The following is a 13,667-nucleotide window of genomic DNA, read 5'->3' on the forward strand; positions in this document are numbered from 1 at the left end:
AATTAAAAATGGGCTTTTATAAATATAGAGTTCTTCTGAATCTATATTGTTCGCTTAAAAGCACCTATAACGAGTAATTTTTCGTTTTTTAGAAAACTCATAACGAAAGAATATCTCATGTGATCCTGAATTATAATTTGCTAACTTGGTTGTTTCGGCATCGTAAGCATAACCAATCAACATACCGTCTGATACCTGAAAGGCTACCATTCCGCTTACGGCTGCACTCCATCTGTATGCTATTCCTGCCGTAAATATTTCATCGAATATAAAATTGGCAGATAAATCCATTTGTAAAGGGGCTCCTCTAACCACTTTTGTCAACATCGAAGGTTTAAACTTTATGTCGCGATCTATATCAAAAACGTAACCTGCCATCAAATAATAGCTCATACGTTCTTTGACCACAAAACTCGATGCGGTATTATTTGCACTTTTATCGTAATAACTCGTTTCCAGCATTTTAGGAAGCGATAATCCTATATAAGATACATCTGAGTACCAATAAACCCCTGCTCCTATATTTGGAGAAAATTTATTATCGATGTTTTCCTGAAATCTTGGATCCGAAGGATCATAGATATTTAATTTTGTAAAATCTACATTAAGTAAATTGGCCGTCGCTTTTAATCCAAAGGATAGTTTATATGTATCCGAAGTGTTAATCGTATAAGAGAAATCCGCTGAAATAGAATTCTCTGTCATGGGACCAATTTTATCATTAATAATTGATGTTCCCCAACCGACATTACTAAATTCAATGGGTGCATTAATTGATACAACATTTGTAACCGGAGCTCCATCTAAGCCTACCCATTGATTTCTATGCATACCAAAAATGCTCATTACTTCACGTGAGCCTGCATAAGCCGGATTGATACTTGTGGTATTGTACATATATTGTGTAAATTGGGATTCCCGTTGTGCCCAACTAACATTATATATAGATAGAATTAGTAGTATCAATCCTAATCTTTTGTTTTTCATTCTATTAAATTTTCTATTTGGCTAAATAATAAATTTTATACCATACAATACGGTAAAAAAATATCACAATAAGTCTTTTTTTCAATCGTATTTATAAAGCAAATAGACATTAAAAAAACCAAAGAAATGTTTAATAAAACAGCAATACCAGTAAGGGATTAAAGCGTATTTTTTACAAAATCATCGGAAGGCCTTCTTCCAAATTGCTTATAATACTTTAAAGAAAAATAGCTTAGTGTACAAAAATTTAATTCTTTAGAGACCTCCATTAATGAATCGAAACTTCCACTTTTAAGCAGTTTATTGGCTAAAATCATCCTTTCTCTTATAAAAAAATGATTCGGGCTATTAACAAACATTTTCTTGAATGAAGAAGTATATTTTGAAACAGACATATTTGCCATATTTGCCAAAAATTTAATTCCCGGAAAATTTGCAAACAAATTATCTAATAAATATTCTTTAGTAATATTTAAGAACTCTATTTCTTTTTCAGGCATATAATGAAGTATTGGAGCTTGTTTAGAGTAGCGATCAATAAATGTCCCTAATAATCTAAATACAACTCCTTTTAAATAAATATCAAAGGCAGGGTCCTGAAAGGATTTGCTTTTAATATCATGTATTATAAGCATACTCTCACTATCAATATGATCGTAGAAGAAAACACTGCTTTTACTTTTTTTTGCCTTTCGTTTATCATGTTCATTTTTCGTTCCATTAATAACCGGAAAATTCAATAAATCCTTAGCAACTAGTAATCGCATTGCAAAAATACGTTCTCCTATAATTGGATGAAAAACTTTGTCAACAACATTATCAAATACTCCTAATCCTAAATTTGATTTATATCCAATTTTATCATTTGCCCCTTGAATATTAATTAAATTTATCCCGTCGCTAAGATTATAATGTATTATGTATAAATCATCATCTGATTTAAGACTATTTATTTTGATTGGTTTTTTAAATGTTAAATCCCAAATTACAACTGATAGCCCAGGTATAACGCCAGTAAAATAAAAACCTCCATCTGCAATACTTTTAGGCATGAGCAATAGCTTCTCTTCTATTAGCTCTGCTCCCATCTCCTCAACAAGTTGCTGAGTAAATTGTTTTTGCCAGTCGGCTGTTAAGGTATAAGTATGACTTATTTCCATCATTATTGCAATTGTTTAATGAAATTCTTTGGAGACATTCCGAATGATTCCTTAAATTTTATAATAAAATAGGAGCTGCCCGAAAAATTCAATTTTTCAGAAACTTGCCTGATTGTTAATTGCTTTTCTTCCAAAAGTCTCTTGGATTCCAATAGTTTACTATTCATGAAAAAATAATTCGGAGTCATTCCTGTAATTTTCCTGAAGAGTTTTTTATATTTTGATACTGACATATTTACTTCTTTTGCCAAAAAAGGAATACCTGGAAAAGCGCCCTTTATATTTTCTGTTAAATAGATTTTAGATCTCATAATATGAGCCAAATCATCTTCATTAACAGTATCAATTATAATTTCATCAAAGCTCATTTTTTCTATAAACTCTGCTATAAGATTTAATACTGTCCCTTTTAAATGAAATTCAAAAGAGGTGTCTTCTACTTTTTTAGATCTCAAATCCATCAGAAGATTGTAACTTTTATTACTCATTCTTGTAAGATTAATAATCGTATTTTTTTCAGGGTTGAGTATATTGTCTATATGTTTTTTTTGTGTGAGATTATTTTTAAAATATTCTTTGATTGCTTCTTTTTTTATAAAAATATTAAGCGCAAACGTTTCACTTCCACGTTTGACAATATAGTCTGAATGCAGTGCACTATCAATAATAGCCATATTGTAACTCCATTTTCCGATACGATTTATATTATCATCTGATAATAGAGCAACTCTTCCTTCTGTAAGATTATAATAAACTCCTATAAAATCGTCTGTTTTATTTACTTGTCTAAAATGAATTTCTGAATGATATACTACATCTAAATAAAGTGCTGAAATATTAGGGTCACAATTTAAAACATATCTGTCTCCTGTATGGATATAATCTGGCACTAAAATAAAATTACCATCAACCTTTCCTTCAAGTTCCTCTGCAAGCGGTTCAACCCAATCGAGCTCTACTCCATAATGATGTGTAATTTTTTTCATGGTATTTGTTTAACTTTTTTCACAAAACAAAGCTTGTTTTGCTTTAATATAATTTCAAAAAAACTTTCATAATCAATATGTAATCCTATAAAATTGTGTCTTATGGAATTAGCTATCAATTAAAAATCATAGGGGAATGATTTTTAAACTGAGTTGCTTCATTTTTATCCTTAAAACACTAGAAGCTTAAATGAAATAATATGCTTACAACACGTATGAGATATGCTAAAAGCCGTATTTATTTTTGAAAGTAAATATAGAAAAAAATATAGAAAACTAACTATTCCTTTTTTTGATATAGAAAAAAATTAAGCAGCTACATCTCATTTGTCTGTCTTTTAAATAAGATTATTCTACCTAATAAATTGCTATTGAATAAAGAAGGGCAGTCTAAAATAGACTGCCCTTCTTATTATAATGTTTTATATCGCTATTATTCTGCGCTATTCATAAAGGTCATTAAAAGTGTGTACGCATTCTTGGTAACTATTTTTGATGATGAATTTATTAGAACCGATTTAATTTGGCGATACCCATCATTAGTCGTTCCAGGGGTTACTGCAACCATCTTATAATTATTATTTCCTGTATCTGAAAAAACAAAAAACTCTCCCTGCCATCTCACGACTGCATCTTCTGGTACTGTAAGTGCTTTTTCATTTTCAAATTCTACTTCGGCATTAATAAACAGCCCCGGAAGTAACGAACTATCATATTGGTTTATTTTACAAACAACCTCAGCCGCCCTGTCGCCATTAAGACTTTGATTTATATATGCGATTTTTGCAGTATATTTCTTTGATGGATTACTATTAGCAAAAGCGGTTACTGTTTGTCCTATCGAAAGTAAATGCACATCTTTCTCAAAAGCATTCATAACAAGTACAATATCGCTTGTTTCCATCAACTCAAAGAGCATATCTGTTGGAGAAATATATTTACCCACATTTACATTTACCTTTGATACTAAACCATTTATTGGAGAAATTATAGCTACTGTTTTACTAATATTTGATGCCGTAAGTGTTTTTACATGAATCCCCAACAATGTTAATTTCTGTGCTAATGATGCCATATTTATACGTTGCGTCTGCATTTCTGTAGCGGTTTGTTCAAACAGCTTATCACTGCTTGCTTTCTTGGCATTTAGTTCTTTTTGTCTGTTGTATTCGCTTTGAGCTAATTGAAACTTTTCTTTAGCAGTTAGGTAATCCTGCTGAAGCTGTATATATTGCATATCTTCTACTACTGCTAGTAACTGACCTTTTTTAACTTTCATTCCAGCCATTAAATCGGTCTTTTTAATATACCCTCCCAACGGAATACTTATACTTATAACACTTTTAGGCGGTACGGTAACTGTTCCCTGAAGGCTTAATATTCCTTTTACATCTTTTTCCTGAGGATTACCGATTACCAACTCTGCATTCTTTACTTGTTCATTAGTTAATTGAATACTGCTTTCCTCCTTATTAGCTTCGGCATTATTTTGTTGCTCTTTTTTATCACTTTTACAGGATACTATAAATAACATCCCTAAAATTGCGGTTATATATGTTCTCATTATATTATAAATTATTAAGGGTTTGAAGGTTAACTATTGCTTTATTATAATCATTAATCCTATCGAGATATTCATTTTTTATTGTTATTGCCTGGTTTACTACCAATACCCACTGGAGATAATCAATATCTCCATTTTCTAATTGACTATTGGCTGCATCTATTATAATTGATGCATTTTTAAGCCCATCATTCTCATAATAATTAAGGCTTTCTTTATACTTCTCTACCTCGCTTAAAGCATTTGTAATCTCTGTTTTTATTTCAATTTTTGTTGCCTCTGCCATTGTTTGGTAATTGTCATATTCTATTTTGGCAGCTTTATTACGTGCTGATTGACTCGAATAAAACAACGGAATAGACAATCCTAGATTAACATAGCTAAATCTGTTATTGCTATCATAATAAACATCCTGTCCGGTGTTATTGGTTTGTGTACCTATAATACTTAAATTATTATATCCCAATGTAATATCGGGTAACATCTTAGCTTGTTCAGTTTTCCACTTCCATTTTGCTGCAGCTGCAATATGATTCGAAAGCCTTATCTGTGGTAATTCAGTTATATTAGATTTATCACTTAACGAGATATTAAAATCATTCTTAATATTTTCTGAAGCTGGTATATGGGTTATACTGTCCTGAAGAACGGCATTAAAGGATCGAATTGTGATATCGATATCTCTATTTACCATTGTAAGCTGGTTGGTATAAAATTGTCTAGCAGATTGTGAAGCACTTTTTTCGAGCACATTTGTTTCTCCTGTTTTATAACGCAAATCCGATTTTTGCTCCATTAATCTATAAATAGAGTCTGCATATGTCAGCAATTCTTTTTTACTATTTAACCAGATATAGGAGTAAAAAAGATTCCTCACATTTGATTTAATCTGCTGTGTCGTTAACTGCGATTCAACCTTAGCAACATTATAGTTTTCTGTTAAGTTTTTTTTCTGATTGCTATACACTGTTGGAAAAGCAAAGGTTTGACTTATTCCGAAACGGCTATCATTAAGTCGGCTATTAAACTGTCCATAATCTGCATCTAACGAGGTCTTCGGAATATCAAAAGCTGATTTTCGGAGTTGCTCTTTTGATTTTTCGTTTAACTGAGCCGATTTCACTCTTTTATTATTCTGAATAGCTATAGACAAAGATTGATCTAGTGATGTAGGCAGCTGTTGTGCCTGAACTGAGGCAGTTATAAATAAACCAACAAGCAATAATGCCAATTTATCAATTTTATTTTTTTTCATTTTTTTCGTAAATACTTTGGTGTGGTAGGTCATTAAATAAATAGATGGCAGTACAAACAGCGTAAGTAATGTTGCTGTTATAAGTCCGCCAATAACTACTGTTGCTAATGGACGTTGTACCTCTGCTCCTGCACCATTGCTTAAAGCCATTGGCAAGAAACCTAATGAAGCTACTGCAGCTGTCATCAACACAGGACGCAACCTATTTTTTGTTCCTGTAATGATAATTTGTATGGCATCGGTAATTTCACCAAGCTTCTGTATTCGATTAAACTCGGATATTAAAACAATTCCGTTTAGTACTGCTACTCCAAAGAGTGCAATAAATCCAACTCCTGCTGATATACTAAATGGCATATCACGCAAGGCAAGTCCAAATACTCCTCCAATAGCCGATAATGGAATTGCTGTAAAAATTATAATTCCTTCTTTTAAAGACCTGAATGCAAAGTATAATAGTGCTAAAATCATTAATAATGCAGCTGGAACAGCAACACCTAGGCGTGATTTTGCTTCTTGCAAGTTTTCGAATGTACCTCCGTAAGTAATATAGTAACCGGGATCAAATTTTATTTGATTATTTACCTTTTTCTGCAATTCTTCTACTATAGATTCTACATCACGGCCTCTGACATTAAATCCTACAATTATTCTTCTTTTTGCATCTTCTCGCTGTATCTGGTTTGGTCCTTCTATTTCTTTTACCGATGCTACCTGATACAATGGGATTTGCATTCCTGTAGGGGTTGCTATCAATAAATTACGTACATCTGAGATATCTTTTCGACCACTATCCTCTACTCTAACAACCATGTCAAAGCGTTTCTCTCCTTCATAAATACTACCTGCTACTGCTCCGGCAAAAGCAGCATTTACCGTTTTGTTTATATCTGAAACGTAGATTCCATATTTAGCCATTTCTGCCCAATCATAATCAATAACAATCTGAGGCATTCCTGTAACTTTCTCCACATAAAGATCTGTAGCTCCATCTACTGTTTTAGCTATTGCTCCTAATTTCTCCGCATATTCAGCAAGTTTATCAAGGTCTTCTCCATAAATCTTACATACAACATCTTGCTTTGCTCCAGTCATCAATTCATTAAAACGCATTTGAACTGGAAATTGAAAACCTGTAGTAACTCCCGGGGCAACTTCTTTTACTGTTTCGGTCATTTTATCTGCCAACTCTGGAAATGAGGAAGCACTTGTCCATTCTGATTTGTCTTTTAAAACAATAATCATATCCCCTCCCTCTATAGGCATTGGATCTGTGGGGATTTCAGCACTTCCAATTCTAGAAACTACCTTTTCTACTTCTGGATATTTGCTTTTAAGAGCTACTGATATTTTCTGAATTGTTGCTGTAGTTGTCGAAAGGTTAGTTCCGAGTAGCAAACGTGTTTCTACTGCAAAATCTCCTTCTTCTAGCTGTGGTATAAACTCTCCTCCCATCCTAGAAAACATAAACATTGCGATTCCAAATAAAACAAATGCCGAAATCACTATACCCTTTCTTATGCGTAAAGCTTTAGACAACCACTTTTCATAATAGAACTCTAGCCTAGCCATAATTCGATCTGAAAGATTTGGTTTATGGTTCATATTCTTACTTATAAATAATGAACTAACCATCGGTACATAAGTAAGTGACAGTATAAAGGCTCCTAAAATGGCAAAAGCGACTGTTTGTGCCATTGGTTTAAACATTTTACCCTCTATTCCTTCCAACGACAGTATAGGAAGATATACTATAAGGATAATTATTTGTCCAAATACAGCCGCATTCATCATACGTCCTGCCGATCCGGTAACTTCTTTATCCATATCTTCTTGCGAAATAATATCTGTACCCTTATATTTTTTGGTACTGTGCAAATGGTGCAATATGGCTTCGACTATAATTACTGCTCCATCTACTATTAAACCAAAATCAAGCGCACCAAGACTCATAAGATTACCACTTACCCCAAAGGTGTTCATCATGATAATTGCAAACAGCATCGCCAAAGGAATAACTGATGCTACAATAAACCCTGCTCTTAAATTTCCTAAAAATAATACCAACACCAGAACAACAATCAATGCCCCCTCAATAAGGTTTTTTTGAACTGTACCAATAGCATTATCTACCATTTTTGTACGGTCTAAAAAAGGTTCTATTTTTAAACCTTCTGGTAAAATTTTCTCTATTTCGGCAACTCGTTTCTTTACATTTACGATAACATTATTAGCATTTTCTCCTTTAAGCATCATCACTATTCCGCCTACAGATTCACCAAGATCGTCTGTCGTTAATGCTCCGTATCGTATTGCCGAAGACATTTTTACATCTGCAATATCTTTTATAAGAATTGGAGTTCCTGCCTGTGTGTTCTTTACTATAATATTCTGAATATCACTTATATTCTTGGTAAGTCCTACGCTTCGGATATAAAGAACCGTTGGTCCTTTCTCAATATAAGCTCCCCCTGTATTTTCGTTGTTGCTGCTTAATGCTGTAAATACCTCCTTTATAGTAAGACTTTGAGCTTTTAGTCGTGCTGGATTTACTGCAATTTCATATTGTTTTAATTTCCCTCCAAAAGTAGCTACATCGGCAATTCCGGGAGTTCCTAAAAGTTGTCTTCTGATCGTCCAGTCTTGAATTGTTCTTAAATCCTCTAGAGAATACTTGGCTTCATAACCCGGTTGTGGCTTTACAACATATTGGTATATTTCGCCCAGCCCTGTTGTAGCAGGTGCCATTTCGGGTGTACTGGCATTTTCGTCTATCGCTACTTTTTGTAAGCGTTCTGCAACTTGTTGGCGCGCCCAATACACATCAGTATCATCGTCAAAAACGATAGTAACTAACGATAGTCCAAAACGAGAAATACTACGGCTTTCTTTTAACTGCGGAATATTGCTTATTGCCTGCTCTATCGGAAAAGTTATAAGACGCTCTACGTCTTCTGCTCCCAATGATGGAGCTGTTGTAATAATTTGTACTTGATTGTTTGTGATGTCCGGAACGGCATCAATAGGTAAACGACTCACTTCGTACACGCCATAAATAATCCATAGCAATGTAAAAACGCCAATTACCAGTTTATTCTTAACTGAAAATTGTATTATCTTATTAAGCATAATTTGATTTAATTTTAGAAATAATAATGCTATGGCTAAAACATATAATATGTCTTAACCACAATAAAAATTTGAAAATCAAATTATACTATAGGAGGTCTGAATACCGAAAATAAAGCGGGGTTAGAATGTAAATTGCATGTATATGGAATACTGTTAGTCTGCGTTAGACTACTAGTAAAAGGAATATAAATAGCATGTTTGTCTGTAGGAATAAATACAAGCTGTAATGAGTAACCACTTATATTTTTAAAAGGAAGCTGCATATCGCGATCAGCATCATCATCGTCTAAATCATCACCCCAATAATGCATGGCTAAAAAATCAATAAAACTTACTTTACTTATTTCTTTATGTTCTTTAAAATGCTGAAACAATACTGGCAGTTTATAAAATTGCTGGAAAAAGCCAATATTAGAAGCTATTAAAAAAATGAATATGTAAATAATAATTTTTTTCACCTCACAAATTTAGCCTTTATCCCTAAATCTTTCTTATCAATAACAACGCAAGAACAATTTTTATCATTCCATAAATACAAACAAACTAAAATTTTATTTTTAATATCATAATTACTAAAAAATAATACTATTACTAACCTATTAACATATTAATCATTATTAACACTAACACTTAACCATATGTTTTTGGTATTATTATAGAAAAAATTTCACTTATTTTAAATTAGTACAGCCACTATCTCAAAGAAATGAGTTTTGTTTTTTAGTTCTTTTTTACACATAAAATCTATGTTTCCCCCTCTCAAATGAAATACTCTTAATAAATAGCAATTTCTTTACTTAAGCCATACAAACCCACTTTTTAATTTTTCAATAAAAATACCAAAATAAAACAATAACAATATTTTTAATACAAAAAACATAAAATAACCATATAAATAATGTTAATTTAATATCAATATTGATTAATTTACAACCATTTTCTTTTCATGACAAAACTAATTTTGTAGTGCTTCGATAAAACATACTCATTGTCGATTAACCTACAATTTTATACAATGAAAAAATTATACATTCTATTCCTGTTTACTTTTTTTTCCATCTCCCTTACTGCTCAAATACAAGTACCCCAAACCAGTAATACGTTAATGGGATGTAAACCTGCAACCCTTCCTGCTCCCGTAGCTATTAAACCAAACCTAAATAGTAAAATAAAAGCAATAGCTGCTACAGGTGTCACAGGCAAAGTTGAAAGTATTCATAGCGCCTTTGTAAACTGGCAAAGCGGTGGATTTACAAGTTTCTCTATCGGTACAGGCTCTGTTCCTAATGGTCCAAATTCGCAAAATATCCGCTGGAGTCAAGGTTTAAACTCTCTTGATAAGACTACCTACGGCTATAGTTATGAAGAATTACGTTTAACAGCTCTAGCTTTAGGAACAACATTTACACAAGGACAAAATTTTTATTTTCACTTATTAAATGGTGGTACAGACACTGTAATTGGCCCATTAAATTTTACATGGGAAAATCTAGGTACTGCTGGCAACATAGTAAATGTTACCATAGAGACACAATTTGGAGTCAATGGACTAGGCGGTTTTGCCAATTGGCAAACAACCAACATGATGGACTTTTACAGTAAAGTGATTCCTATTATAACACAAGTATATGGTCCTTCATCTCATTCTTATACAGTAAATGTTATTAATGATGGTAATGCTTCTGGTAGCAACACTTTTTATAATGGCCCTAACTGGATTTCTACCCAATATACAGCCGATGCTTATGGAAAAATGACTCAGCCACGCTTAATGATACATGAACTTTTACATGCCTGGCGTGATAATGTGTGTTTGTCTTCAGACAATCTTTGGCATTACGAAAACACTTTAAGTGGCTTTGAAGAAGGTATGGCAGAATGTGTAGCGCAAATTGTTATGGATAAATTTGTAGCTGCTTATCCGAACTACTTTCCCGTTAGCAGCGCCTATTTAAACAAACATTGGGGACACGAAGACGGGTATGCCTTTGATTGGGATTATGATTTTCAGAATCATTCACAACTCACCACTACCGATTTTTGGTCAAGTGATCAGGGTATCGGTGCACATTGGGAACGTTATGGTACAAGTGCAGCCGCTTTTTATAAGATGTATGTTGAAGATGTTGATGTTTTCAAAAAATTCAATGCCGAGTATTACAAAAGAATGAATGCTAATCATACCTTGCTAACTTCTCGTGCCTTACTTGTAGATATTTTTAAAACTGCCCTCCCTAAGGTTGAAGAGAAAGAAACGAGTTTGTGGATAGACAGACAACGAATTTTAGATTGTAAAGTAATACCTGGAAAAAAAGTGCATATGCTCAGTTTTCAAGGTGCTGCCGGTGCGCGAGATATGTCACACGACAATAGAATTCACTTGATTGAAACTCAAAACTTACCAGGAGGGAATGAATGGTCATGGGACAAATTGGATGCTTCTGGAAATATAACTCAACGTTGGTTTCATCAGCTTAATAATTTACCTGGAAAAATTAATATCGTAAATTATACCACAGGAACCGTTAGTAATACTCTAAATTTCAGAAACAATGATTCAGGATTTTACGGACCGAATCAAGGCCCCTGTTTGCCTCCAACTTTAACAGGTACTCCATGTTTTCCAACAGGGATAGATGGTCATGGACTGTACACTTCTTCTGCGGATCCGGCCATCACAAACGGAGGTATAAATGATGGAAGCTGGTTCAACGGATTGGGTCTTAATGCAGACAGAGTTATTTATAAAATACAAACAACTGGTTTATACATTTATAATATTGAATTTCAATCTGCAGGAGCTAAAGGCAAATACTATAGACTGCATGGTAACGGATTTATCAATAAAGATGGCTTATATGCCGGCGTAAGAAACAATAGTGATTCTCCTGTTCTAGGTAAAATGTATGTAGAACAAAAAAACAAAGTAACACCATTAACAGGTGAAGAAGCCGCTATTACGATAAATAATGGTACTCTTATCGCTCCACGTTTATGGACTTCTATTCCCGAAACTCAAACTCAGTTTAAAGCAGGAAGAACAGATACACGCTATTCAAAACCTGGAAAAGTACACGCTATTTATGTCAATAATGATTGTTCAAAGCCTCAAAAAATTGACTTTAGAAATATCACATATGGCAGTACTGTATCTGGAGTACAAATGTTCTTGTTTAATGTTGATGATTTTGATGATATTCTATATACTGAGTCTATGCCTGACTTATTATGTGAAGGATATCCAGCCGATTTTACAATAAAAAATAATTTTCCAGATTATCTGGATACCGATTCCAGAATTACCTACAAATGGATAAATCCTTTAGGAATGGTAGTTTCTACGTCAAAAAAATATAACATCCCTGCTGTTACGCCTACAGATGCGGGTCTCTATACTTTAGAAATCAGTTCTTTTGACTGCTTAATTACAAGAACCAAAAATCTGGTAGTTACCCCAGCTGTTGTTCTTGAACCCGCTGTTATTACACCTATTTCTTCTTGTGCAAATAGTACTATCAATCTAAGCGTAAATGGTACTCTCCCATCTGGAACTACTTATTCATGGACAGGGCCAAATGGCTTTACTAGTGCAATTCAAAACCCAAATATTACAAACGCACAAGCCATAAACGCAGGTACTTATGAAGTAACCTGTACCAGTAAAGATTGTGACGGTATTACAGATATTATCAAAAAAAAGCAGATAGAAGTTGTTGTAAATTCAATAGTAAAACCTAAAATCACATGCGGAACTCAAACGCAAAATACAGTATCTTTTAATTGGGAAGCTGTTTCAGGAGCTACTGATTATTCTGTTTCTTATCAGGTGAATGCTAACCCAGTACAAAACATCGGAGCTATTGGTAACGTGTTCACATATGATGTAACCTCATTACAACCTTCTGATAATGTGTTGTTTTCTGTAATTCCCATAGGCGCTTCTGATACTTGCTTTGAAGCCGGGAACAAAACCTGTCAGACAAATACAGCTCCTATTTGTACTATTCCAGTAGCAAAAGTTATTACCACTGCAACAATCAACTGTAGCAGCCCTTCTGTTACATTAGACGGTACTGGCTCGACAACCGGTGCAGGTATTGACTATCAATGGACTACTACCGATGGTACAATCGTTAGTGGAGCGACAACACTAAACCCAATTGTTAGCTCAGCAGGAACTTATAATTTAATGGTAACCAATACTTCTAATGGAGGCTGTAATTCACTTCCTGCAATAGTTACGGTTACAGGAATCTATTCACTAGTAACCGTTCCAACTTTAACCAGTCTCAATTCTATTTGCGCAGGATCAGATGCTATTTTTACAATAACAGGATCAACAGGCGACCTCGTAAGCTATACTGGAGCTATTTCTGGAACTACTGTAATAGGAACTGCAGGCTCAGTAACGGTAACTATTCCATCGCCAACCTCAGATACAACTTTGAATTTAACAAATAGTACAGATGGTATTTGTGGTCAAATTATAACCGGAGTAACTAAAACTATTAATATACAAACAGTTCCTAACGCAGGGACAAACGGAGTTTTGACTTTATGTTCAGGATCAATCCCTACTCATG

Annotated in this window: 6 protein-coding genes and 1 pseudogene; 1 reads left to right on the forward strand and 6 read right to left on the reverse strand. The window is 33.6% G+C overall.

Features of this window, described 5'->3' with window-relative positions; translation table 11 throughout:
* Positions 1-54: 54 nt before the first annotated feature.
* The 6 genes from OIU80_RS18765 to OIU80_RS18790 form a co-directional block, all read right to left on the reverse strand.
* Positions 55-987 carry a PorP/SprF family type IX secretion system membrane protein gene (locus tag OIU80_RS18765; RefSeq protein ID WP_264288507.1) on the reverse strand — a complete coding sequence of 311 codons (933 nt, stop codon included), beginning with the start codon at positions 985-987 and terminating at the stop codon, positions 55-57.
* A 158-nt stretch (positions 988-1,145) separates the two neighbouring features.
* A complete protein-coding gene (locus tag OIU80_RS18770) occupies positions 1,146-2,150 on the reverse strand; it encodes an AraC family transcriptional regulator (protein ID WP_264288508.1) in 1,005 nt (334 codons plus the stop codon).
* Positions 2,150-3,133 carry a helix-turn-helix domain-containing protein gene (locus OIU80_RS18775; RefSeq protein ID WP_264288509.1) on the reverse strand — a complete coding sequence of 328 codons (984 nt, stop codon included), beginning with the start codon at positions 3,131-3,133 and terminating at the stop codon, positions 2,150-2,152. Before OIU80_RS18775 ends, OIU80_RS18770 begins: the two co-directional genes overlap by 1 nt.
* A 433-nt stretch (positions 3,134-3,566) precedes the next feature.
* Positions 3,567-4,697, reverse strand: a complete 1,131-nt coding sequence (locus OIU80_RS18780) for an efflux RND transporter periplasmic adaptor subunit (RefSeq protein ID WP_264288510.1) — start codon at positions 4,695-4,697, stop codon at positions 3,567-3,569.
* A gap of 4 nt (positions 4,698-4,701) precedes the next feature.
* Positions 4,702-9,081: a CusA/CzcA family heavy metal efflux RND transporter gene (locus tag OIU80_RS18785; RefSeq protein WP_264288511.1), complete on the reverse strand. Its 4,380-nt coding sequence runs from the start codon at positions 9,079-9,081 to the stop codon at positions 4,702-4,704.
* 83 nt (positions 9,082-9,164) lie between these two features.
* Positions 9,165-9,542: a hypothetical protein gene (locus OIU80_RS18790; RefSeq protein WP_264288512.1), complete on the reverse strand. Its 378-nt coding sequence runs from the start codon at positions 9,540-9,542 to the stop codon at positions 9,165-9,167.
* Positions 9,543-10,099: 557 nt separating this feature from the next.
* Between OIU80_RS18790 and OIU80_RS18795 the strand changes: the two are divergent.
* A pseudogene (locus OIU80_RS18795) lies at positions 10,100-13,667 on the forward strand (hypothetical protein); the annotation flags it as partial.

The sequence above is a fragment of the Flavobacterium frigoritolerans genome, assembly GCF_025847275.1.
Classification (GTDB): Bacteria; Bacteroidota; Bacteroidia; order Flavobacteriales; family Flavobacteriaceae; genus Flavobacterium; species Flavobacterium frigoritolerans.

Coding starts and splice junctions, on each gene's coding strand:
- OIU80_RS18770 (WP_264288508.1), bottom strand. CDS start 2,150: ATGATGGAAATAAGTCATACTTATACCTTAACAGCCGACTGGCAAAAA.
- OIU80_RS18780 (WP_264288510.1), bottom strand. CDS start 4,697: ATGAGAACATATATAACCGCAATTTTAGGGATGTTATTTATAGTATCC.
- OIU80_RS18785 (WP_264288511.1), bottom strand. CDS start 9,081: ATGCTTAATAAGATAATACAATTTTCAGTTAAGAATAAACTGGTAATT.
- OIU80_RS18765 (WP_264288507.1), bottom strand. CDS start 987: ATGAAAAACAAAAGATTAGGATTGATACTACTAATTCTATCTATATAT.
- OIU80_RS18775 (WP_264288509.1), bottom strand. CDS start 3,133: ATGAAAAAAATTACACATCATTATGGAGTAGAGCTCGATTGGGTTGAA.